Raw genomic sequence first — 23,318 nt, 5'->3', positions numbered from 1 at the left:
CGGGGAGAGGGGCTACTTCGCCGGGTGGAACGAGGCGACCCGGGTCAGGCCGAGAAACCGCCATCGATGGTCAGGCTGGCCCCGGTGATGTAGGCCGCTTCCGGCCCGGCCAGGTAGGCGACGAAGCTGGCGATTTCCTCGCTGCGGGCGTAGCGCGGCAGCGCCATCAGGCCCTTGAGGGCCTCGGCGAAGTCGCCGTCGTCCGGGTTCATGTCGGTATCCACCGGACCCGGCTGCACGTTGTTCACCGTGATCCCGCGCGGGCCGAGGTCGCGGGCCAGGCCCTTGGTCAGGCCGACCAGCGCCGACTTGCTCATCGCGTAGGTGGCGCCGCCGGCGAACGGCATGCGTTCGGCATTGGTGCTGCCGATGCTGATCACCCGCCCGCCGTCGCCCATGTGCTTGACCGCCGCCTGGGTGGCGACGAAGACGCTGCGCACGTTGATCGCCAGGGTCCGCTCGAAGTCGGCCAGCGGCAGCTCTTCCACCGAACCGAGGGCGAGGACGGCGGCGTTGTTGACCAGGATGTCGATGCGTCCGAAGCGAGCCGCCGCTTCGTCGACGGCGGCGACGAGCGCGGCCGCGTCGGCGCTATCGGCATGCAGGGCCAGGATGCTGGCTCCGGCGCCTTCGAGTTCGGCCGCCAGGGCCCGGGACTTGTCCGCCGAGCTGACGTAGGTGAAGGCGACGCTGGCGCCTTCGGCGGCCAGCCGGCGAACGATGGCGGCGCCGATGCCGCGGGAACCGCCCTGGACGAAGGCGACTTTGCCGGCGAGGGATGCAGAGGATACGGACATGGAAATCTCCATCGGAGTGGATAGACAGGCCCCGAGTTTCCGTCGTCCATTGCAGACCTGGTAGCGGGTAATCGCTATATTCAGCCGATACCAATGGTTTATGCGGGCCCTTTCCCATGGAAACCCTCAGCAACATCCAGTGCTTCGTCCGCAGCGCCGAGGCCGGTAGCTTCGCCGAGGCCGCCAGGCGCCTGGGCCTGACGCCGGCCGGGGTGGGCAAGAACGTCGCCCGCCTGGAAAGCAACCTCGGCGTGCGCCTGTTCCAGCGCAGCACCCGGCGCCTGACCCTGACCGAAGCCGGGGAGCGTTTCCTGCAAGAGGTCGGCGGCAGCCTGGAGGGCATCCAGACCGCTCTCGCCAACGTCTCCAGCGTCGGCAACCAACCCAGCGGCACGTTGAAGGTCAGCATGGGGCTGGCCTTCGGCCGCGACTACATCCTGCCGCTGCTCGGCGAGTTCCTCGAACGCTATCCCGACATCGTGCCCGACTGGCATTTCGACAATCGCCAGGTCGACCTCATCGGCGAAGGCTTCGACGCCGCCATCGGCGGCGGTTTCGAACTGCCTCCCGGGGTGGTGGCGCGCAACCTGACGCCGGGCCACCTGATCCTCCTCGCCTCGCCCGCCTACCTCCGCGACAAGCCGCCAATCCGCCATCCAGGCGACCTGGGCGGCTTCGACGGGATCCGCATCCGCTCGCCGCAGACCGGCCGCGTGCGCTCCTGGCCGCTGCGCCGGCGCAACGGCGAGGAGGCGCCGATCGAGCTGCGCGAACGCATGACCATGAGCGACCCGGAAGCCACCTGCGAGGTCGCCGCCATGGGCCTGGGCATCACCCTGGTATGCATGCAGCACGCCTATGCCTACCTGGAGTCCGGCGCCCTGGTGCGGGTCCTGCCGGACTGGTACGTCGACGCCGGCAACACCAGCCTCTACTACGCGGCGAACAAGCTGCTACCGGCCAAGACCCGGGTCTTCGTCGACTTCGTCGTCGACTACTTCCGCCGCCAGGACCTGGCCCGGCGCTTCTCCGCCTTCCCAACCGGCTAGCGCCAGCCATCCGTCGCCTCGGCAAACGGGAAAAGGCCCTGGCACCGGCCTCGCCGGAAAAACGGCAGTTTGACATTACCGATTGGGACTCTAGTTTTAGAAAACGCCGCCGACGAGCTTGGAAGGTGTCTTCCGCACGGTCCCGGGACCACCTGGAAGCCCTGCTCCGATCCGGCACATGGAGTGCAGCATGCGCGAGTCCCTCGGTGTTTCGTTACCATCCCGGCCCCTGCTACTGAAGCTGGGCCTGCTTTCCCTACCCTGGGCGTTGTGCGCCGGGCTGCATGCCGTCGGCCTCGGCGTCTGGCTGGCCCTGGCGCTCGGTTGGTTCGCCAGCCTGGCCATGCTCTTCCTCCTCCTGCGCGACCCTCGGCAAGCGGTAGCGAATGCCAGCCCGCAGGCGGATGCCGCTTCGCCGGCCTGGAGCGCGGCGCAACGGGCGCTCGCCGACGAAACCGCGCAACTGGACGGCCACGCCCGGCAGATCGATGAACTGCTGCATTCGGCGATCCGCCAGCTCAGCGACAGCTTCCACGGCCTCGCCGAACGCATCGATACCCAGCGCGGCCTGTCCCATTCACTGATCGAGCGCTACGACGGGCGCGGCCAGGTCGACGAAGGCATCAACTTCCAGGACTTCGTCAGGACCACCCAGCAGACCCTCAGCCTGTTCGTCGAGGCTACCCTGGAAACCAGCCGGACCTCGCAGCAACTGGTGGAACGCATGGACCAGGTGCGCCTGAAGATCACCGAGATCCTGCAGTCGACCCAGGACATGGACGCCATCGCCAAGCAGACCAACCTGCTCGCCCTCAACGCCGCCATCGAGGCCGCCCGAGCCGGCGAGAGCGGCCGCGGCTTCGCCGTGGTCGCCGATGAAGTGCGCGCGCTGTCGACCCGCTCCACGGAGTTTTCCGCCGCCATCCGCAAGCACGTCGACGTGGTCCACCACGAGATCCAGGACGCCGAGAGCGCGATCTCGCAACTGGCCGACAAGGACATGTCCTTCGCCCTCGATTCCAAGCAGAAGATCCAGGGCATGCTCGATGACCTGGAGGCGATGAACCGGCACACCCTGAAGGTCATCCACGAACTGGACCGGCTCTCGCTGGAAGTCGGCCAGGGCGTCGACGCGGCGGTCACCGCCCTGCAATTCCAGGACATGGGCAGCCAGTTGCTCGGCCAGATGCGCAAGCACCATGCGCGTCTTGGCGCCTTCGCCCTCGGCCTCGGCGCGCTGGAGGCGCGGCCGCGCCAGGAATGGCCCGAACGGGTCGCACGGGAGGTCGAGGAACTGCGCCGGCCCTTGCCCAGCCCGGTGAGCCAGAACAGCGTCAACGTGGGCGAAGTGGAATTGTTCTGAGGGGTATCGATAGCCAATCCGTCTAACCGGATAACTATCCGACGAGAAACCGGCGCCAATAATTGAAATCCACCGGACATTGTCTTTACTGGAACTAGCAAAGGGCCATCAGAGCCCTCCGTCACAGCCACCTGGCACACACCACCTTCGCCGCCGAGCTTGGCGCTGCGGTAGGGACACCGTGAGGACGCAAGACCATGGGCAAACCGATTCTGATCGTCGACGACTCGGCGTCTATCCGCCAGATGCTGAGCTTCACCCTGAAGTCCGCCGGCTACGAGGTGGACGAGGCCGCGGACGGCAAGGAAGGCCTCGGCAAGGCCCAGAGCAAGAGCTACAGCCTGGTGTTCACCGACCAGAACATGCCGAACATGGACGGCCTGTCGCTGATCCGCAGCCTGCGTAACCTGGCCGGCTACCGCAGCGTGCCGATCCTCATGCTGACCACCGAATCGAGCGACGCGATGAAGCAGCAGGGACGCAGCGCCGGCGCCACCGGCTGGCTGGTGAAGCCGTTCGACCCGCCGAAACTGCTCGAAGTGACGCGCAAGGTCCTGCCCTGATTCCCGTTCCCCCGCGGGGGAGGTCCCATGCCCCAGGATATGAGCCAGTTTCTCCAGGTGTTCTTCGAGGAAACCGAGGAACACCTGGCCACCCTCGAACTCCTCCTGATCGGTCTCGACCTGGACCGGCCGGACAGCGAGACGCTGCACGGCATCTTCCGCGCCGCGCATTCGATCAAGGGTTCCAGCGGAATGTTCGGTTTCGACGACATCACCGCCGTCACCCACGAACTGGAGACCCTGCTCGACCGCATCCGCTGCGGCCAGATGCACCTGCGGCCGGACATGATCAGTTCCTTCCTCGAAGCCCGCGACGTGTTGCAGCGCCTGCTCGACGCCCATCGCAGCGGCAGTCCCGACCCCGGGGTGCCGTTACTGGAGACGGTCGAGCGGCTGCGCGGCTGGCTGCGGGTGCCGGAGCAGGAAGCGGCGGAGGAAGGCTTCGGCCTGTTCGACGACGCGCCCGCCAGGGAAACCGCGGACGACGATGCCTTCGGCTTCTTCGACGAAGGCCCGGGCGCTCCGGAACGAGCGGCCGCGCCGGAAGCGTTCGGGCTCTTCGACGAGGCGCCCGGCGCACCGGCCGCGAGCGAAGCGTTCGGCCTCTTCGATGAGGCACCGGGTTCCCCACCGGCGGAGGAACGCGCCTTCGGCCTGTTCGACGGCGCCCCCGGCAGCCCCGCCGCGCCCAGTGCGCCCGCGCAAGCCGTCGCCGCGCCGGCCAGGGGCGCAGTCGCGCCCGTGCGTGGCGACGGCGAGTCCGGCTCGATCCGGGTCAGCGTGGAAAAGATCGACAGCCTGATCAACCTGGTCGGCGAACTGGTGATCACCCAGGCCATGCTCGGCCAGCTCGGCGAGCAGCTCGACCCGAGCCGCCACGAGCGCCTGCAGCACGCCCTGGCCCAGCTCGAACACAACACCCGCGACCTGCAGGAGTCGGTGATGTCGATCCGCATGCTGCCGATCAACTTCATCTTCAGCCGCTTCCCCAGGCTGGTGCGCGACACCGCCACGCGCCTGGGCAAGCAGGTCGAGCTGCACCTGCACGGCGAGCACACCGAACTGGACAAGAGCGTGATCGAGAAACTCAGCGATCCGCTCACCCACATCGTCCGCAACAGCATCGACCACGGCATCGAAACGCCCGCCGAACGCCTCGCCGCCGGCAAGCCGGCGAGCGGCACGGTGAAGCTCGCCGCCAGCCACCAGGGCGGCAGCGTGGTGGTGGAGGTTTCCGACGACGGTCGCGGCCTGTCGCGTCCGCGTATCCTCGCCAAGGCCCGCGAGCGCAACCTGCCGGTGCATGACGGGATGAGCGACGCCGAGGTCTGGCAACTGGTGTTCATGCCCGGCTTCTCCACCGCCGAGGCGGTCACCGAGCTGTCCGGACGCGGCGTCGGCATGGACGTGGTGAAGCGCAACATCGGTGCCATGGGCGGGCGCATCGACATCGACTCGGCGCCCGGCATGGGCACTCGCATCGGCATCCGCCTGCCGCTGACCCTGGCGATCCTCGACGGCCTGATCGTCGCCGTCGAAGCGGTCAACTACGTGATTCCGCTGACCTACATCGTCGAGTCGCTGCAGGCGCGCAGCGACGACGTGCGCGGCCTCGGCGGCGAAGACAACGCGATGATCCGCGTACGCGGCGAGTACCTGCCGCTGTTCAGCCTGCACGAGCTGTTGCGCATCGGCGGCGAAGCGCCGGCGCCGGAGCAGGGCATCGTGGTGATCCTCGAGTCCGAGGGGCGCAGCTTCGCCCTGCAGGTGGACGAACTGGTCGGCCAGCAGCAGGTGGTGATCAAGAGCCTGGAACAGAATTTCCGCCGCGTGGAGGGTATCGCCGGCGCCACCATCATGGGCGACGGCAGCGTCGCCCTGATTCTCGACGTCGATGCGCTGCCACGCCTGGCGGCGCGGGAGGACACCGCCGATGAACGGCACTGAGGCAAGCCAGGCGAACGGCCCGGCGCAGGAATACCTGACCTTCACCCTGGGCCGCGAGGAGTACGCCATCGACATCCTCCGCGTGCAGGAGATCCGCGGCTACGACCAGGTCACCGCGATCGCCAACGCGCCGCCCTTCATCAAGGGCGTGATCAACCTGCGCGGGGCGATCGTGCCGATCGTCGACCTGCGCATCAAGTTCCACCTCGCCGAGGTCACCTACGACCCGTTCACCGTGGTGATCATCCTCAACATCGGCCGGCGCATCGTCGGCGTGGTGGTGGACTCGGTATCCGACGTGATCGCACTGGGCGGCGACGCGATCAGGCCGCCGCCGGAGTTCGGCGCCAGCTTCGACACCGAATACCTGCTCGGCCTGGCCACCGCGGGCGAGCGCATGTTGATCCTGGTGGACATCGAGAGACTGATGACCAGCCGCGAAATGGCGCTGGTCGACGAAGCCGCGGCCTGAGCGGCGCCAACGAGGGATAGGCAGGGGATATCGAAATGGGTCTGTTCAATGCACATGCGGTGGCGCAGCAACGCGCCGACCGGATCGCCACGCTCCTCCAGTCGTTCGCCGACGGCCAGCTCGACACCGCCGTCGGCGAGGCCCCGGCGCCCGGCTACGAGCGTCTCTACGACAGCCTGCGGGCGCTGCAGCGGCAACTGCGCGAACAACGCGCCGAACTCCAGCAGGTGGAAAGCCTGGAGGCGGGGCTGGCGGAGATGAGCCGCCAGCACGAAGCCGGCTGGATCGACCAGACGATTCCCGCCGAACGCCTGGAAGGTCGCGCGGCGCGCATCGCCAAGGGCGTCAACGAACTGGTGGCCGCGCACATCGCGGTGAAGATGAAGGTGGTCAGCGTGGTCACCGCCTACGGCCAGGGCAACTTCGAGCCGCTGATGGACCGCCTGCCGGGCAAGAAGGCGCAGATCACCGAAGCCATCGACGGCGTTCGCGAACGCCTGCGCGGGGCCGCCGAGGCGACCTCGGCGCAACTGGCCACGGCGGCCTACAACGCGCGGATCAAGAGCGCGCTGGACAACGTCTCGGCCAACGTGATGATCGCCGACAACGATCTCAACATCATCTACATGAACCGCACCGTCAGCGAGATGCTCGGTCGCGCCGAAGCGGATATCCGCAAGCAACTGCCGAACTTCGACGCCGGCCGCCTGATGGGCGCCAACATCGACGTGTTCCACAAGAATCCGGCGCACCAGCGGCACCTGCTGGCCAACCTCACCGGCGTGCACAAGGCCGAGCTCAACCTCGGCGGCCGGCGCTTCTCCCTCGACGTGGTGCCAGTGTTCAACGACGCCAACGAACGCCTCGGCTCCGCCGTGCAATGGACCGACCGCACCGAGGAACACCGCGCCGAGCAGGAAGTCTCGCAACTGGTGCAGGCGGCGGCCGCCGGCGACTTCAGCAAGCGCGTCGAGGAGGCCGGCAAGGAAGGCTTCTTCCTCAGGCTGGCGAAGGACCTGAACAGCCTGGTGGATACCGCCGACCGCGGCTTGCGCGACGTCTCGCGGATGCTCGGGGCGCTGGCCCAGGGCGACCTCACCCAGCGCATCGAGGCCGACTACCAGGGCACCTTCGGCCAGCTCAAGGATTTCTCCAACGACACCGCACAAAGCCTGTCGCGGATGCTCGGGCAGATTCGCGAGGCCGCCGACACCATCAACACCGCCGCCAGCGAGATCGCCAGCGGCAACGCCGAACTGTCGGCGCGCACCGAGCAGCAGGCGTCGAGCCTGGAGGAAACCGCCTCGAGCATGGAAGAACTGACCAGCACGGTGAAGCTCAACGCCGAGAATGCCCGCCAGGCCAACTCGCTGGCGGCCAATGCCTCGGAAGTGGCGACCCAGGGCGGCACCGTGGTGCAGAAGGTGGTCAGCACCATGTCCTCGATCAACGAGTCGGCGCGCAAGATCGCCGACATCATCGGGGTGATCGACGGCATCGCCTTCCAGACCAACATCCTCGCCCTCAACGCCGCGGTCGAGGCAGCCCGCGCCGGCGAGCAGGGCCGCGGCTTCGCGGTGGTCGCCGGGGAAGTGCGCACCCTCGCCCAGCGCTCCGCCGCCGCGGCCAAGGAGATCAAGACGCTGATCTCCGACTCGGTGGACAAGGTGGAGAACGGCAACACCCTGGTGGCCCAGGCCGGACAGACCATGAGCGACATCGTGGTGGCGATCCGCCGGGTCACCGACATCATGTCGGAGATCGCCGCCGCCTCCGCCGAGCAGAGCACCGGCATCGAAGAGGTGAACAGCGCGGTCTCGCAGATGGACGACATGACCCAGCAGAACGCCGCGCTGGTGGAGGAAGCCGCGGCCGCGGCCGAGGCCATGCAGGAGCAGGCGGGCCTGCTCAACCAGTCGGTGGCGGTGTTCAGGCTGGACACTCCGCCGAGCGTGGTCCAGCTCGCCAGCGCGCGGCCGTCCGCGCCACGCCCCAGCGCGCCGGCGCCGCTGGCCCGCAGCGGCATGGCGCGGGCCAGCAAGGCGCGCAAGGAAGACGGCTGGGAAGAGTTCTGAGACCACGCCGCGCCTCCGCCAGGCGGAGGGCGGCAAGCCCTTAGGGTCGACCAGGGAAACCCGACGCCAATGCCCACCTCCACGCCTTCGCCGGTGTTCGGCAACCAGGAGTTCCACTACACCCGCGAGGACTTCCAGCAAGTACGCGAGCGGCTCTACCGGCTGACCGGCATCAGCCTGGCCGAGAGCAAGGCGCAACTGGTCTATAGCCGCCTCTCGCGGCGCCTGCGCCTGTTGCGGCTCGGCAGCTTCGCCGAATATTTCACCCACCTCGACCGCGAGCCGGGCGAGCAGCAGTTGTTCGTCAACGCGCTGACCACCAACCTCACCGCATTCTTTCGCGAACGCCACCACTTCCCCCTGCTCGCCGACCTCGCCCGCCGCCAGTTGCAGCGGCATCGCCCGCTGCGCATCTGGTCGGCGGCGGCGAGTACCGGCGAGGAACCCTATTCGATCGCCATCACCCTGGTGGAGGCGCTGGGCAGCTTCGATCCGCCGGTGAAGATCGTCGCCTCGGACATCGATACCGGGGTGCTCGACTGCGCCCGCCAGGGCGTCTATCCGCTGGAGCGCCTGGAGCAGATGCCGGCGCCGCTGAAGAAACGCTTCTTCCTCCGCGGCACCGGGCCCAACGCCGGCAAGGCGCGGGTGGTGGAGGAACTGCGGCAACTGGTGGAGTTCCGCCAGATCAACCTGCTGGAGGCAGACTGGTCGATCGCCGGGGAACTCGACGCGATCTTCTGCCGCAACGTGATGATCTACTTCGACAAGCCGACCCAGACCCGCCTGCTGGAACGCATGGTGGCCCTGCTGCGGCCGGAGGGCCTGTTCTTCGCCGGGCATTCGGAGAACTTCGTCCACGCCAGCCACCTGGTGCGCTCCGTCGGCCAGACCGTCTACAGCCCGGCCTGATCGCGATGAATCTCCAGGCCCGGGAAGGCGCGCCGCTGAACCGCTACTACGATCCGTACTTCGCCTGCGATGCGGTGAAGCTGTTGCCCGGCGAATACTTCGCCAGCGGCGAAGACCTGGTGATCGTCACCGTGCTCGGCTCCTGCGTCTCGGTGTGCCTGCGCGACCCGCTCAACGGCATCGCCGGGATGAACCACTTCATGCTCCCCGAGCGCGGCCTCGGCGGCGACCCGGCCTCGCCGTCGGCGCGCTACGGCAGCCACGCCATGGAACTGCTGATCAACCGCATGCTGGCCCTCGGCGCCAGCCGCGAGCGCCTGCAGGCCAAGGTCTTCGGCGGCGGCTCGGTACTGCGCCAGATCAGCGCCGCCATCGGCCAGCGCAACGTCGAGTTCACCCTCGACTACCTGGCCACCGAGCGTATCCCGCTGCTCGCCAGCGACGTGCTGGAGGCCTTCCCGCGCAAGATCTACTTCTTCCCGCGCAATGGCCGGGTCCTGGTGAAGTCCCTGGTGGAGCTGAAGAACGACACCGTGCTGCAGCGTGAACGCGACTACCGCCGCCGTATCGACCGCAACGCGGACGGCGGCCCCATCGACCTGTTCTGACTCTCCGGGAGAGCCCGCCATGCCCATCAGTGTCCTGGTCGTCGACGATTCCGCCCTGATCCGCAGCCTGCTCAAGGAGATCATCCAGGCCGACCCGGAGCTGCGCCTGGTCGGCTGCGCGCCGGACGCCTTCGTCGCCCGCGACCTGATCAAGCAGCACGCGCCGGACGTGATCAGCCTCGACGTGGAAATGCCGCGAATGGACGGCCTGACCTTCCTCGACAAGCTGATGAAGGCGCGGCCGACCCCGGTGCTGATGATCTCCTCGCTCACCGAGCGCGGTTCCGAAGCCACCCTGCGCGCGCTGGAACTGGGCGCGGTGGACTTCATCGCCAAGCCCCGGCTGGGCATCGCCGAAGGCATGCAGGCCTATGCCGAGGAAATCCGCGCCAAGCTCAAGACCGTCGCCCGCGCCCGCCTGCGCCGCCGTGCGGCGGACGCGCCGGCGCCGCCGGAAAGCGCGGCGCCGCTGCTCAGCACCGAGAAGATCATCGCCCTCGGCGCCTCCACCGGCGGCACCGAGGCGCTCAAGGAAGTGCTGCTCGGCCTGCCGGCGCACAGTCCCGGGGTGGTCATCACCCAGCACATGCCTCCCGGCTTCACCCGCAGCTTCGCCGAGCGCCTGGATCGCCTGACCCGGCTCAGCGTCAGCGAAGCGCGCGACGGCGACCGCATACTGCCCGGCCACGCCCTGGTCGCGCCGGGCGACCACCACATGGAGGTGCAGCGCTCCGGCGCCAACTACGTGGTGCGTTTGAACCGCCAGGCGCAGGTCAACGGCCACCGCCCGGCAGTGGACGTGATGTTCGAGTCGCTGGCTCGCTGCGCCGGGCGCAACCTGCTCGCCGGCCTGCTCACCGGCATGGGCAAGGACGGCGCGCGCGGGCTCCTGGCGATCCGCCAGGCCGGCGGCTACACCCTGGCCCAGGACGAGGCTACCTGCGTGGTCTACGGCATGCCCCGCGAAGCGGTGGAACTGGGCGCCGCGGAAGACGTGCTGCCGCTCGAACGGATCGCCGCCGCGCTGCTCCAGCAAGCCGCCCGGCGCGGCAGCGGCAACCGCCTCTGAGCGGGATCCTGGCCGGCCCGCTGCGCTTTTTCGCCGCCCCCCGCAACCTCCCCCGCCGAGACCCCGCCGACGACAGGCCCGAACCACGGGCCTTTGCCTGCTCGCCATCATTGTGACGTCAAATTAATGGCGAAATAAAACCAAATTACGTTGCCTGAAATAATGCACATCTGCACAATTGGCCCTTTCGCCAAAAGTTCGACACACGCTTTCGATCCATGATTTCGGCCGCGGGCCGGGCGAGAAACTGATAGGGATAGCCATGGCGGCGAACTGGGGGTTGCGCGGCAAATCGGTGGTGGCGCTGTTGCTGGCCTGTGCCCTGGCACTGGTCCCGGCGGTGCTGCTGGGCTGGCGCGCGATGGACGACATCCGTACGCACTTCGGCCTGGCCTACGCGAAGAACTTCACCCTGCTGCACCGGCAGAAGATCCTCGCCCCGGTCTCCCGCGAACTGGCGTTGTCGCGCCGTTTCGCCGAATCGGTGGTGACCCGCGACTGGCTGCTGAAGGAAGACGACCCGGCGCGCCGCGCGCTGTTCTTCCGCGAGGCCGAGGGCTACCGCGGCGACTTCCGCGACCACGCCTACTTCATCATCGCCAGCGGCTCCCAGCACTACTACTTCAACGACGGCAGCCAACCCTACAGCGAACGGCCGCGCTACACCCTGGAGGCCGGCGACCCGGAAGACGCCTGGTACTTCAATACCCTGCGCAACAGCGCCGCCTACAACATCAACGTCAATGTCGACAGCAAGCTGAACCTGACCAAGGTCTGGTTCAACCTGGTGATCCGCGACCAGGGCCGGCCCATCGGCCTGGCCGGCAGCGGCCTGGACCTGAGCGGCTTCCTCGACGACTTCATCATCGCCCGCGAGCCGGGCGTGACGCCGATGATCGTCGGCGACGACGGCGCCATCCAGGCCCACCCGGACCGCCGCCTGATCGCCTACAGCTCCGCCGCCGGCGGCGCCAGTGAACGCCACCGGGTGTTCGACCTGCTCGACCAGCCGGAACAGCGCGATGCCCTGCGCGAGGCCATGCGCCTGGCCCGCGCCAAGGCCGGCTCGGTGCACTGCCTGTGGGCCGGCCTCGACGGCCGCCAGCAACTCTTCGCCGTGGCCTACATTCCCCAGCTGCGCTGGTACGTGCTCACCGCCGTCGACCTGCACGCTGCCCAGGTCCTCGACAACCGCTGGCTATGGCCGCTGGCGGGCACGTTCCTGCTGTTGCTGGTGGCCCTGCTGCTGGGCTTCGCCTATGCCGTCGAGCGCCTGCTGTTGCGCCCCCTGCGCAGCCTCAAGCGCTCGGCCAAGGCGATCGCCGCCGGACGCTACGACACGCCGCTGCCGCTGGCGCGCCAGGACGAGATCGGCTCGCTGTCGAAGGCCTTCGCCAGCATGGCCGACCAGGTCCGCCGGCACACCGCCGAGCTGGAAGACAAGGTCCAGGAGCGCACCCAGGCGCTGGAGGAAGCCAACCGCGAGATGGCCGCCGCGCAGAAGAAGATCGGCGACAGCCTCGACTACGCCAGCCTGATCCAGCGCGCGATCCTCCCCGACCGCCAGCTCAGCGCCACCCTCGGCGAGCATCACTTCATCCTGTGGAAACCGCGCGACGTGGTCGGCGGCGACTTCTACGTGTACCGCGAGCAGGCCGACGGCTACCTGATCGGCGTGGTCGACTGCGCCGGTCACGGCGTGCCCGGCGCGCTGATGACCATGCTCGCCCGCGCCGCCATCGACCACGCCATCGAGGCGGTGGGCAGCCGCGACCCGGCGGCGATCCTCGGCGAGACCGACCAGGCGATGCGCAGCATGCTCAGCCAGGAGCAGATCCCCCAGGCGCTGGCCACCAACATGGATGCCGGGCTGGTCTGGGTCGACCGCCGGCGCCGCCAGCTGGCCTTCGCCGGGGCGAAGATCTCGCTGTACGCCAGCGACGGCGAGGAGGTCCAGGAACTCAAGGGCGCGCGCCGGGCGATCGGCGACAAGCGCCGTGGCGACTACCGCAACATCGAGGTACCGCTGGCGCCGGGCTGGACCTTCTACCTGAGCACCGACGGTTTCCTCGACCAGGCCGGCGGCGAACACGGCTTCGGCTTCGGCAGCCGGCGCTTCGCCGACATGCTCCGCGACCACGCGCGGCAGCCGCTCCCCGAGCAGGCCGAGGCCTTCGTGGCGACGCTCGCCGAGTACCAGGGCGAGCACCCGCAACGCGACGACATCACCATCCTGTCCTTCCGATTCGACTAGGGGCACCCATGGAAACGCTAGACCTGCTGGCCATGCGTGAAAGCTACACCCGCCAACGCATCCTGCTCTGCTTCAACGGACCGATCTCGCGCAGCCTGATCGAGGAGATAGGCCACGCGCTGCGCAACTACCTGCACGCCGAACAGGCCAAGCCGAGCGAAGCGATGGACGTCTTCGCGGTGTACATCGAGATGACCCAGAACATCCGCCACTACGCCAATCTCAAGGGCTACGGCGAACACGAGGCGGCGGCCACGGTAGCCATCGCCCGCAACGAGGACGGCCACTACGTGGTGTCCGCCGGCAACCTGGTGGAGCGCGACGACGGCCAGAGCCTGGTGCGCAGCATCCAGGCCATCGCCAACCTCGACAAGGCCGCCCTCAAGGCCGCCTACAAGGAGCAGCTACGCCGCCCGCGCGACAGCGGCTGCGCCAGCGGAGCCGGTCTCGGCCTGCTGGACATCGCCCGCAAGTCCAGCGAACCACTGGCCGCATCGCTGAAGGAACAGCCCGACGGGCGCGCCTTCTTCAGCCTGCGCGCCGTGATCTGACCCCGTGTTTTAGGAAGAACACCATCATGAGTGACCTGCACATACCCGGCACCCAGTCCACGCCCGCCATCCAGGGCGACTGGCAGGCCGGACGCCTGTCCATGCAAGGCGATTCCTACCCGGAAAACTCCTATGAACTGTTCGGCCAGGTGATCGACTGGGTCGAGCGCTTCCTCGCCGACGGGCAGCGGCCGCTGGAACTGGACCTGCGCCTGCTGTACCTGAACACCAGTTCGATCAAGGCCATGATGGACATCCTCGACCTGCTCGAAGAGGCCCACCAGGGCGGTCGCCCGGTCAGCCTGCGCTGGCACTACGACCGGCGCAACGAACGGGTCGCCGAGCTGGCCGAGGAGTTCCGCGAGGATTGCAGCTTCCCCTTCGCAATCCAGGCCCACGACGAGTAGCCGACGATGAGCCGCGAACGCGAACTGGACGCCTGGATCGACGGCCTGCTGGCCGATCCGCAGTTCCACGGGCATCCGCTGCACCAGGCGCTGGCCCGCCTGCGCCAGCAATCGCTGGAGCAACTGGTGCGGCTGGAGCGCATCGCCCGGATCTCCGACGGTTTCCAGTCGATGGCGCGGGAGCAGAACCTGTCGCTGTCCGAGCGCTACCACAAGCAGCTGCGGCGCCTGGAAAAGGTGGCGCGGATCTCCGACCGCTACCAGCAGATGATGCGCGACCTCAACCTGGCGCTGAAGGAAGCCTCGATCCGCGACCCGCTGACCGGCCTGCCCAACCGACGCATGCTGCTGGAGCGCCTCAGGGAGGAGAACGAACGCTCCCAGCGCCACGGCCAGAGCTACGTGCTGGCAATGCTCGATGTGGACTTCTTCAAGCAGGTCAACGATACCTGGGGCCACGACAGCGGTGACCGGGTGCTGGTGGAAATCGCCCGGGCCATGGAGTCCGAGCTACGCGAATACGACCTCTGCGGCCGCTGGGGCGGCGAGGAATTCCTCCTGCTGCTGCCGCAGACCCGCCTGCAGGACGCCGGCCCGGTACTCGAGCGGGTGCGCGACAGCGTACGGACCCTGGCGGTACGCGTCGGCACCGAGGCGCTGAGCGTCACCGCCAGCGTCGGCGTTACCGAACACCGCATCGGCGAAACCTATTCGCAGACCGTCAATCGCGCCGACGCCGCACTGCTCGACGCCAAGCGCAGCGGCCGCGACAAATGCGTGTTCGCCCCGCTCCCGCCGCTTCCTGCCCCTTCCCGCCCGGCTCCAGCGCGCTGAGCCTCCTCAGGCGTCCAGCCGCTGCAGCCGCACCTGGCCTCGGCTGAGGTCCACCAGCAGCGCCTGAAGCGCCTCGAAGCGCGCCACCGGCAACTCCAGGGTCAGGACGACGCCGTCGGCGCCGTAGTCTTCGGCCGCCACGCTGGCGCCCAGCGCCAGGCTGCGCGCCTTGAGCAGCGCGTGGTCGGCGAAGGCACAGGCGAAGCGCACCCGACAGCGCTCGACCAGCTCGCTGCGCGGCGCCTGCTGCAGGCACTTGGCCGCGCCGCCGCCATAGGCGCGGGCGAGGCCGCCGGTGCCGAGCTTGATGCCACCGAACCAGCGGCTGACCAGCACCGCCACGCAGTCCATGTCCTGTCCCTCGATGGCCGCCAGGATCGGCCGCCCGGCGCTGCCGCCGGGTTCGCCGTCGTCGCTGAAGCGGTACTGCGCGCCGCACTTCCAGGCCCAGCAGTTGTGTCCGGCGGAAGCGTCGCGGTGGGCGGCGATGAACGCCTGCGCCTCGTCCTCGTCGGCCACCGGCGCGGCGATGGTGTGGAAGCGGCTCTTGCGGATTTCCTCGCGGTATTCGGCGAGGCCTTGCAGGGTGCTCGGCATCGCGTTCAGGCCGCCGGCGGGATCAGTCCGCAGCCCTTGAGGATGATCCGCACCAGGTTGTCGGCGGCGGCGGCGAAGTCCTGCCTGGACATGCGCTTGCGGCCGGTGACCAGGCCGATCTGGCTGGCGAAGTCGGCGTAGTGCTGGGTGCTGCCCCAGAGCAGGAAGATCAGGTGCACGGGATCCACCGGGTCCATCCGGCCGGCGGCGATCCAGGCCTCGAATACCGCGGCGCGGCCGCGGAACCAGCTGCGGTAGTCCTGGTTGAAATGCGCGGTGAGGCACTCGCCGCCGCTGATGATCTCCATGGCGAAGATCCGCGAGGCCAGCGGGTAGCGGCGGGAGAACTCCATCTTGGCGCGGATGTAGCGGGCCAGCGCCTCGGCCGGATCGTCGTCGACGCCGAGGGTGTTGAAGGTACTGTCCCAGAGTTCGAGGATGTTGCTCAGCACCGCCGTGTAGAGGCCCAGCTTGTTGCCGAAGTAGTAGTGCAGGTTGGCCTTGGGCAGGCCGACGTTCTGCGCGATGGTGTTCATGCTGGTGCCCTTGAAGCCGTGGCGGGCGAACTCCTCCTCGGCCGCGGCGAGGATCGCCTCCTCGTTCTTCTGGCGGATGCGCCCGGCCGGCTTGTCGCGGGCGGCCGGGTCGTGGGCGGGCACTGTCAGGGTCATGCGCAGGTTTCCATCGGCGTGATCCCCGCGTTGATACCCCAGCCCGGCCGCGGGACACAAGCCAGGCGCGGAAAAATTTGCAAACGCCCGTATCAACCCAGCGGCTTGCGCCAGCGCGCCAGGGCGCCGCCCTTCGCGCTGGCCTGCGCCGCTTCGGCAACGCGCTCCTCGGGCAGCAGCAGGTTGAGCAGGATGGCGGTGATGCCGCCGCTGGTGATCGCCGAGTCGAACAGGGTCTTCACCACCGCCGGCATCTGGTCGAGCAGGGTCGGCTGCGCGGCCACGCCGAGGCCGACGCCGAACGAGGCGGCGATGATCAGCACGCTGCGGCGGTCCATCGGGGTCTGGCCGAGAATGCGGATGCCGGCGGCGGCGACGCTGCCGAACATCACCAGGGTGGCGCCACCGAGCACCGGCTTGGGGATCTGCTGGAGGATCGCGCCGACCCAGGGGAACAGGCCGAGCGCCAGCAACACGCCGCCGATATAGATCCCGACGTGCCGGCTGGCCACCCCGGTGAGCTGGATCACCCCGTTGTTCTGCGCGAAGGTGGTGTTCGGGAAGGCGCTGAAGGTGGCTGCCAGCAGGCAACTGACGCCGTCGCCGAGCACCCCGCCGCGCAACCGCTGCAGGTACGCCGGTCCCTCCAGGGGCTGCCGCGAGAGCATGCAGTTGGCGGTCAGATCGCCGACCGTCTCGATGCTGCTGATCAGGTAGATCAGCGCCACCGGCAGGAAGGCCATCCAGTCGAAGGCGAAGCCGAAGCGGAACGGCTGCGGCAGGCTGACCAGCGGCAGCTCGGGCAACGCCCGCGGAACGAACAGGCCGGTCGCCCAGGCCGCCAGGGTACCCAGCGCCAGGCCGATGACGATGGCGGCCAGGCGCAGCCAGGGCAGGCGCGAGCGGTTCAGCAGGACGATGCTCAGCAGCACCAGCGCGCCCAGCGCGAGATTGGCCGGTGCGCCGAAGTCCGTGGCCCCGGCTCCGCCGCCGAGGTCGGTGATGCCGACCTTGATCAGGCTGACGCCGATCAGGGTGATGACGATGCCGGTGACCAGCGGCGTGATCACCCGGCGAAGATGGCCGAGGAAACGACTGAGGACGATCTGCACGAAGGCGCCGAAGAAGCACACGCCGAAGATCATCGCGAGGATCTCCTCGGGACCGCCGCCGCGCTGCTTCACCAGCATCCCGGCGGCCAGCACGGCGCCGAGGAAGGCGAAGCTGGTGCCTTGCAGGCAGATCATCCCGGCGCCGATGCCGAACGGCCGGCGCGCCTGGATCAGGGTGCCGGCGCCGGAAACCATCAGCGCCATGCTGATCAGGTACGGCAGGTGCTCGCCGAGGCCGAGCAGCGAGCCGATCACCAGCGGCGGAGTGACGATACCGACGAAGCTGGCCAGCACGTGCTGTAGCGCGGCAAGGAAGGCGGGAAGCGGGCGCGGCCGGTCGTCGAGGCCGTAGATGAGGTCGTTGGGGCGCTGGTCTTCGCTATGCATCGGGCCGTCTCAAGTGGCGCTCCTCGGACAGGAGGAGGATGCACGGCTTCTGCAAAAAGCTGTCCAGGTGATCAGCTTATTCCTGCCGCTCAGGCTGCAAGGCGCGCCCGGCGTGGGTCGAGCGGACAACGGGAGGCAAACGCAAGGATCACGGAGCCGACCGTCGCGCACCGTGCCGATGCACGGCGCGCAATGACGGGGCGCGCTGGCGGGGCCCGGCCGGCAGCCCCGCGCGACGGACTCAGAAGTGGTACTTGACCAGGAAGCTGGCGGTGTTCTGGTCGGTGGTGAAGTACTGCGAGTCCTTCACGCCGTACTTGTCGGACCAGTAGTCGTACTCCAGGCCCACGTACAGGTGCTTCGCCTCGTAGCCGAGGGCCTTGCCCAGGTCGTACTTGACCTGTGGGTTGAAGTGCAGGTTGGCGTGGTAGTCGCTCTGGTTGCGGCGGCTGGTGCTGGCGCTCTTGTTGTTGATCACCCAGTCCATGTAGCCGTCGATGAGGATGTCGGAGTTACCCACCGGAATGGTGTAGGACCACACCGGGGTGATCTGCCAGGCGCCGGCGCGCACGCGGTTGCCGTCGGGCTTGCGGTAGTAGAAGTTGAGCTGGAAGTAGTCGAAGCCGGGGATCGCCAGGTCGAAGCCCGGGCCGAGCAGGTAGGCCTCGGTGTCGCCTTCGCCGAACTCGTAAGTGCCGGCCAGCAGCACGTCCTTCACCGGGCCGAAGGAGAGGTCCGCTCCGGTGAGCTTGCCGAAGCTCAGGCGCGGAGTGATCTCGCCGTAGTAGGTGTTCTTGCCGTTGCTGGCGTCTTCCTTGCCGTTGTAGTTGATCTGGTCGAAGAAGATGAACAGGTCGCCCCAGGTCCAGCCGCTGGCATGTTCCAGGGTGAAGGTCTGCTGGATCGGCGGGTTGATCTTGAAGTTCTTGCCGTAGAGGTAGGTCAGGCTCTCGTTGTGCCAGAGCAGCGGCCCCGAGTCGGTCTCGTGGGTCGGCGTCATGTCATGGTCTTCGGCGACAGCCTGGCCTGCGGCCAGCAGCCCCCCGGCTAGCATCACGGTGGCGAGTGTGCGGCTCATTGAAACGCTCCTGGAGTGAATAGCTTTTTTTCTAGTGGGCGAACCTGTCCGAGCGGTCAGGCCTCGCCATGGATAGCAAGAACGAAGCCAAGACGGCGCGGGCGCTTCGCCGGGTTTCCAACGGCGAAGGTAACGCCTGTTTTTTCAGTGTTCTGGACAAAGGCGGCGAAATGCCTCCAACCTCTCTACGACGGCAAAAACCTGACCCCAAGGACAGTTTCTGCCTTGCGCTGGTGCGTGGTCGGGAGGGGCGTGCTCGACTTTGGGATGGCAGCGCGAAGAAAACTGGATACACAAAAGCGTTTTGTGACAAAAAGAATCAGTAGGATTTTGTACACAAAACACTGCGTGGTATTTCTACACATCACCGCCCCGGCGTTCGGGCGAGAAGCGGCGCGGATGATGCCAGAGACGGCGGGCGGAATTCATCCCCGAATGGGGTTTTTCGTCGGGTTTCAGGACGCCCGGACGTAAATTCGCCAGGGCCTGGGAGACTCCGGTGGCATGACATCCAGAAGGCGCTCTCGATGTTGCGTAGCGGAGCGCGCTCGAGTACGGGTCGCCTGGCAGCCTATGCCTGCCGGGTCTTCTTGCTTCGTCATCCGCAGGGCGGATACGCCTTGGGCATTATCCGCCGGACAGGTCTCCCCGCCTCACCCACATGGGTCCCCTCACCACACCGCGATCTGCGAATCGGTGCGCGGCTCGGTGCCGCCACAGAGCACGCCGCTGGCCGGGTCGCGCAGGACGATCTGGCCGCGCCCGTAGCTGGTCGAGTCGTAGGCGATCTCCACCTGGTGCCCACGCTGCGCCAGCTCCGCCGCCAGCGCGCGCGGCGCGGCATGTTCGATGCCGACGCGCAGCCCGCCCAGCCACTGCCAGCGCGGCGCGTCGAGGGCAGCCTGGGGGTTGAGGCCGAAGTCCACCAGGTTCATCACCATCTGCACGTGGCCCTGCGGCTGCATATAGGCGCCCATCACGCCGAACGGGCCGAGCGGCACGCCGTCCTTGCTGAGGAAACCGGGAATGATGGTGTGGAAGGTCTGCTTGCCCGGCTCCAGGCAATTCACGTGGTCCGGATCGAGGCTGAACTCGGCGCCGCGGTTCTGCAAGGCGATGCCGGTGCCGGGCACCACCACGCCGGAGCCGAAGCCGTGGTAGTTGCTCTGGATGAACGAGACCAGGTTGCCCTCCTCGTCGCCACAGGCCAGGTACACCGTGCCGCCCGGCCTCGGCTGGCCGGGGCTGGGATCGAGCGCGCGCTCGCCGATCAGCGCACGGCGGCTGGCGGCGTAGTCCTCGTGCAGCAGTTCCTCGACCGAGACCCGCATCGACTGCGGCTGGCTGATGTAGTGCAGCCCGTCGACGTACGCCAGCTTCATCGCCTCCAGTTGGCGATGCCAGGTCCGCGCGCAGTCGCGCTCGCTGAATTCGAAGCCCTTGAGGATGTTCAGGGTCATCAGGGCGATCAGGCCCTGGCCGCTCGGCGGAATCTCCCAGACGTCATAGCCACGGTAGTTCAGCGAGATCGGTTCGACCCACTTCGCCTGGTAGCCGGCCAGGTCCTCCGCGCGCAGGTAGCCGCCGCTGCGCTCGGCGTGGCCGACGATGGCCCTGGCCAGCTCGCCGCGATAGAAGCTTTCGCACTGGCTGCGCGCCAGCTCGTCCAGGGTGTCGGCCTGGCCCGGCTGGCGGAACACCTCGCCGGCGCGCGGCGCCCGGCCGTCGATGAGGAACTCGTCGAACCAGGCCCGCAGCTCGGGCCGCTGCGGCAACGCCGCGCGGAACTTGTCCAGGCCGCTCTGCCACAGGCGGGCGATCACCGGCGAGACCGGAAAGCCATCGCGAGCCAGCTCGATCGCCGGCCGCAGCAGTTGTTCGAACGGCAATTTGCCGAAGCGCCGCGACAGTTCGCCCCAGGCCGCCGGACAGCCCGGCACGGTGACCGGCGTCCAGCCGTACAGCGGCATCCGCTCGTGGCCGGCGGCGCGCACCCGCTCGCGATCGAGCAGGCCCGGCGCGCGCCCGCTGGCGTCCAGGCCGTGCAGGCGTCCGCGGGTCCAGACCAGGGCGAAGGCATCGCCGCCAATCCCGCAGCCGGTCGGCTCGACCACCGTCAGCGCGGCGGCGGTGGCGATCGCCGCGTCGATGGCATTGCCGCCACGGCGCAATATCTCCAGCCCGACCTGCGCCGCCTGCGGCTGCGAGGTGGCGACCATGCCGCGGCGGGCATGGACCGGCGAACGTTGCGAGGCGTAGGGAAGCGCGTGGGCGGAGAAGTCGAGCATCGGCGTGGGCTCCGGGAAACTTGAGGCGGCAGGTTAGCCCTGCCAGACTCTGCCGACTAGCGACACGACGCCAAGTCATGACGATGAACGGACAGCCTGCGGAACTGCACCGCCCGATTCCCACCCTCGCCCGCCTGCCACGGCCGGTCTACGCGCGCGCCGAAAGCCTGCGCGCCGGCTCCTGGACCTCGCGCCACCGGCACGCCTGGGTACAGCTTTCCTACGCCATCAGCGGCGTGCTCGGCGTACATACCGCCGAGGGCAGCTTCTTCGCCCCGCCGCAGCGGGCGATCTGGATTCCGGCGCAGCTGGAACACGAGGTGGTCACCTCCACCCGCGCCGAGATGCGCAGCCTGTACATCCGTGGCGACGCCTGCGCCTGGGCGCCGACGCGTTGCCGGGTGCTGGAGGTGACGCCGCTGGCGCGCGAGCTGATCAAGAGTTTCTGCGAGTTGCCGGTGGACTACCCGGAGGGCGACAGCGCCGAATCGCGGCTGGTGCAGGTGCTGCTGGACCAGTTGCGGCTGCTGCCGGAGGTCGCCTTCTCCCTGCCGATGCCGCGCGAGCCGCGCCTGCTGCGGCTGTGCCAGGCACTGATCGACGAACCGACCCAGAGCCTGACCATGGGCGACTGGGCGCAGCGCCTGGGCACCTCGGAAAAGACCCTGTCGCGCCTGTTCCAGCGCGAGACCGGGATGAACTACCGGCTCTGGCGCCAACGCCAGCGCCTGCTCGCCTCGCTCAACGCGCTGGAGGCCGGCGACAGCGTCACCGGCGCCGCCCTGGACAGCGGCTACGACTCGACCTCGGCCTATATCGCCGCCTTCAAGGGACTCTTCGGCTTCACTCCCGGCGAACTGTTCCGCCAGCGCTGAGCCCGGCGAAGGGCCCAGCGCGCGGGGCTCAGAAGACGTCGATGGGATAGTCGACGATCACCCGGTATTCGTCGATGTCGTTGTCCACCGCGCTGTAGCCGCCGGTGCCGCGGTGGGTGGCCCAGCGCAGGCGTAGCGAGAGGTCCTTGGCCGGACCGCCCTGGACCACGTACTGCAGGTCGAGGTCGCGTTCCCAGTGCTTGGCGTTCTTGCCGTCGGCGCTGTACCAGCCGCCGTAGCCGGGGCTGTCCGGATCGACCCGGGTCAGGTCCAGCTTGCCGCGCGAGTACGAGGCCGAGGCGCTCAGGCCGGGTAGGCCGAGGGCGACGAAGTCGTAGTCGTATTGCAGCTTCCAGGACTTCTCGTTGGGACCGTTGAAGTCGGAATACTGCTGCGAGTTGTCGAGGAAGATGCTGTCGCCCTGGTTGATGTAGTCGAACGGCGTATTGCCGTTGACCTTCTGCAGCACCGCGGTGACGGTGTGCTGCCTGTAGCCGACCGCGAAATGCAGGCTGTAGGTGTTGTTGTCGATCCGGCCGAGCAACGAGTCGCCGCTGTCGACGGTCTTGTAGTAGTGCGCGCCGGGGTTCAGCGACCAGTTGTCGTCGATCTCGTAGGTGTAGTCGACGTCGGCGTAGTACTGCTTCCAGACGTTCTGCAGTTCGGCGGCGTACAGGCTGCTGGTGAAGCCCTCGATGCCGCCCCAGGTGCCGCCCAGCCAGCTGAGATGATGGCTGTCGCGGTCGCCCGGCAGTTCGCCGTAGTACGAGCCGAGGCGACGGTGGCCACTCTGGTTGTAGTACTTGGTGAAACTGACCTGGCCAGCCGTGAGGGTCAGGTCCTCGAAACTGTTGTTGGTCAGGCTCACACCGCGGAAGGTCTGCGGCAGCATGCGCGACTCGCCGCCGGCGACCACCGGGTTGCTGAGGAACTGGTCGCCCAGCTTCAGCTCGGTGTCGAAGGCGCGGATCTTCAGCGCCGCCCCGCCACTGGAGAACTCATCGGGCGCCTTGCCGGATTCGTAGCCTTCCTTGCTCGGCGCGGTGATCGGCAGGATGCTGGTGCCGCCGGTACCGCCGCCGCCGTCGAGCTTCAGCCCGAGCATGCCGTAGGCGTCGACGCCGAAGCCGACCACGCCGGGCGTGTAGCCGGACTGAAAGGTGGCGATGAAGCCTTGCGCCCATTCCTTGCTGTCGTGCCCGGAAGCGTGCCGGCGGTCATGGTTGAAGTAGTAGTTGCGGGTCAGCAATTGGAGGCTGGAGCCTTCGATGAAGCCTTCTTTGGCTTCCCCCTCATCGGCCCAGGCGGCGGACGCGGTGCACAGCGCCAGCGCCATCGGCGTCAAGGCGAACAGATTCCTCATTGCGGTTGCTCCTTCTTACAGCGTGGTGAAATCCGGCAAGGCCGGA

The 23,318-nt window shown here is 68.0% G+C and carries 22 protein-coding genes; 15 read left to right on the top strand and 7 right to left on the bottom strand.

The features are described 5' to 3' along the window. Positions 1-44 precede the first annotated feature (44 nt). The gene (locus tag AC1RB9_RS00945; RefSeq protein ID WP_003106691.1) at positions 45-797 is read right to left on the bottom strand and encodes a 3-oxoacyl-ACP reductase family protein; all 753 of its coding nucleotides are present in this window, start codon (positions 795-797) and stop codon (positions 45-47) included. 116 nt (positions 798-913) lie between these two features. On the opposite strand from AC1RB9_RS00945, the gene AC1RB9_RS00940 reads away from it, so the two are divergent. The 13 genes from AC1RB9_RS00940 (at position 914) to siaD (ending at position 14,901) form a co-directional block, all read left to right on the top strand. Next, a complete protein-coding gene (locus AC1RB9_RS00940) occupies positions 914-1,846 on the top strand; it encodes a LysR family transcriptional regulator (protein WP_003083951.1) in 933 nt (310 codons plus the stop codon). Between the two features lie 178 nt (positions 1,847-2,024). After that, complete coding sequence (gene cttP, locus AC1RB9_RS00935) at positions 2,025-3,209, top strand: trichloroethylene chemotactic transducer CttP (protein WP_404936268.1); 1,185 nt, start codon at positions 2,025-2,027, stop codon at positions 3,207-3,209. A gap of 197 nt (positions 3,210-3,406) precedes the next feature. Beyond that, entirely contained in the window at positions 3,407-3,772 is a 366-nt protein-coding gene (locus tag AC1RB9_RS00930) for a response regulator (RefSeq protein WP_003083943.1), read from the top strand. A gap of 27 nt (positions 3,773-3,799) precedes the next feature. Then, positions 3,800-5,719, top strand: coding sequence for a chemotaxis protein CheA (locus AC1RB9_RS00925; RefSeq protein WP_003162954.1), 1,920 nt, complete (start codon positions 3,800-3,802; stop codon positions 5,717-5,719). Then, a complete protein-coding gene (locus tag AC1RB9_RS00920; RefSeq protein WP_003083938.1) occupies positions 5,706-6,191 on the top strand; it encodes a chemotaxis protein CheW in 486 nt (161 codons plus the stop codon). The genes AC1RB9_RS00925 and AC1RB9_RS00920 overlap by 14 nt, the downstream gene beginning before the upstream one ends. A 35-nt stretch (positions 6,192-6,226) precedes the next feature. Further along, on the top strand, positions 6,227-8,266 hold the full coding sequence (aer2, locus tag AC1RB9_RS00915; protein ID WP_003112650.1) for an aerotaxis transducer Aer2: 2,040 nt from the start codon (positions 6,227-6,229) through the stop codon (positions 8,264-8,266). Positions 8,267-8,335: 69 nt separating this feature from the next. Further along, positions 8,336-9,178, top strand: coding sequence for a CheR family methyltransferase (locus AC1RB9_RS00910; protein ID WP_003102222.1), 843 nt, complete (start codon positions 8,336-8,338; stop codon positions 9,176-9,178). 5 nt (positions 9,179-9,183) lie between these two features. Then, positions 9,184-9,786: a chemoreceptor glutamine deamidase CheD gene (gene cheD / locus AC1RB9_RS00905; protein WP_003102220.1), complete on the top strand. Its 603-nt coding sequence runs from the start codon at positions 9,184-9,186 to the stop codon at positions 9,784-9,786. Positions 9,787-9,805: 19 nt separating this feature from the next. After that, the gene (locus tag AC1RB9_RS00900) at positions 9,806-10,855 is read left to right on the top strand and encodes a protein-glutamate methylesterase/protein-glutamine glutaminase (RefSeq protein WP_003083922.1); all 1,050 of its coding nucleotides are present in this window, start codon (positions 9,806-9,808) and stop codon (positions 10,853-10,855) included. Between the two features lie 262 nt (positions 10,856-11,117). After that, positions 11,118-13,109: a biofilm regulation protein phosphatase SiaA gene (siaA, locus tag AC1RB9_RS00895; RefSeq protein WP_003083920.1), complete on the top strand. Its 1,992-nt coding sequence runs from the start codon at positions 11,118-11,120 to the stop codon at positions 13,107-13,109. An 8-nt stretch (positions 13,110-13,117) separates the two neighbouring features. Beyond that, entirely contained in the window at positions 13,118-13,660 is a 543-nt protein-coding gene (siaB, locus tag AC1RB9_RS00890; RefSeq protein ID WP_003083916.1) for a biofilm formation regulator kinase SiaB, read from the top strand. Between the two features lie 26 nt (positions 13,661-13,686). After that, positions 13,687-14,067 (top strand): biofilm formation regulator SiaD modulator protein SiaC, encoded by a 381-nt coding sequence (gene siaC / locus AC1RB9_RS00885; RefSeq protein ID WP_003083913.1) that lies wholly within the window; start codon positions 13,687-13,689, stop codon positions 14,065-14,067. A gap of 6 nt (positions 14,068-14,073) precedes the next feature. Next, the gene (siaD, locus tag AC1RB9_RS00880) at positions 14,074-14,901 is read left to right on the top strand and encodes a biofilm formation regulator diguanylate cyclase SiaD (protein ID WP_003162955.1); all 828 of its coding nucleotides are present in this window, start codon (positions 14,074-14,076) and stop codon (positions 14,899-14,901) included. 6 nt (positions 14,902-14,907) lie between these two features. Here the strand turns inward: siaD and AC1RB9_RS00875 are convergent, their stop codons facing one another. The 4 genes from AC1RB9_RS00875 to AC1RB9_RS00860 all read right to left on the bottom strand — a co-directional run bounded on the left by AC1RB9_RS00875 (position 14,908) and on the right by AC1RB9_RS00860 (position 18,746). After that, a complete protein-coding gene (locus tag AC1RB9_RS00875) occupies positions 14,908-15,498 on the bottom strand; it encodes an IMPACT family protein (RefSeq protein ID WP_003117224.1) in 591 nt (196 codons plus the stop codon). Positions 15,499-15,503: 5 nt separating this feature from the next. Then, complete coding sequence (locus AC1RB9_RS00870; RefSeq protein WP_003117223.1) at positions 15,504-16,169, bottom strand: TetR/AcrR family transcriptional regulator; 666 nt, start codon at positions 16,167-16,169, stop codon at positions 15,504-15,506. A gap of 92 nt (positions 16,170-16,261) precedes the next feature. Further along, a complete protein-coding gene (locus AC1RB9_RS00865) occupies positions 16,262-17,668 on the bottom strand; it encodes a uracil-xanthine permease family protein (RefSeq protein ID WP_003162957.1) in 1,407 nt (468 codons plus the stop codon). 241 nt (positions 17,669-17,909) lie between these two features. Then, a complete protein-coding gene (locus AC1RB9_RS00860) occupies positions 17,910-18,746 on the bottom strand; it encodes an outer membrane protein OmpK (protein ID WP_003083898.1) in 837 nt (278 codons plus the stop codon). A 68-nt stretch (positions 18,747-18,814) separates the two neighbouring features. On the opposite strand from AC1RB9_RS00860, the gene AC1RB9_RS00855 reads away from it, so the two are divergent. Continuing rightward, entirely contained in the window at positions 18,815-19,072 is a 258-nt protein-coding gene (locus AC1RB9_RS00855) for a hypothetical protein (protein ID WP_109233049.1), read from the top strand. A 345-nt stretch (positions 19,073-19,417) separates the two neighbouring features. On the opposite strand, the gene AC1RB9_RS00850 is transcribed toward AC1RB9_RS00855, so the two are convergent. Further along, positions 19,418-21,034: a gamma-glutamyltransferase family protein gene (locus AC1RB9_RS00850; RefSeq protein WP_003162958.1), complete on the bottom strand. Its 1,617-nt coding sequence runs from the start codon at positions 21,032-21,034 to the stop codon at positions 19,418-19,420. Between the two features lie 77 nt (positions 21,035-21,111). Here AC1RB9_RS00850 and AC1RB9_RS00845 point away from each other — a divergent pair, with 77 nt between their 5' ends. After that, positions 21,112-21,909: an AraC family transcriptional regulator gene (locus tag AC1RB9_RS00845; protein ID WP_003083886.1), complete on the top strand. Its 798-nt coding sequence runs from the start codon at positions 21,112-21,114 to the stop codon at positions 21,907-21,909. Positions 21,910-21,937: 28 nt separating this feature from the next. Here AC1RB9_RS00845 and AC1RB9_RS00840 read toward each other — a convergent pair whose 3' ends face one another. Next, a complete protein-coding gene (locus AC1RB9_RS00840) occupies positions 21,938-23,272 on the bottom strand; it encodes an OprD family porin (RefSeq protein ID WP_003102204.1) in 1,335 nt (444 codons plus the stop codon). Positions 23,273-23,318 lie beyond the last annotated feature (46 nt).

The sequence above is a fragment of the Pseudomonas sp. 20-5 genome (assembly GCF_056782835.1).
Note: the sequence above shows the minus strand (reverse complement) of the source record. Positions and strands in the feature narration are given on the sequence as shown.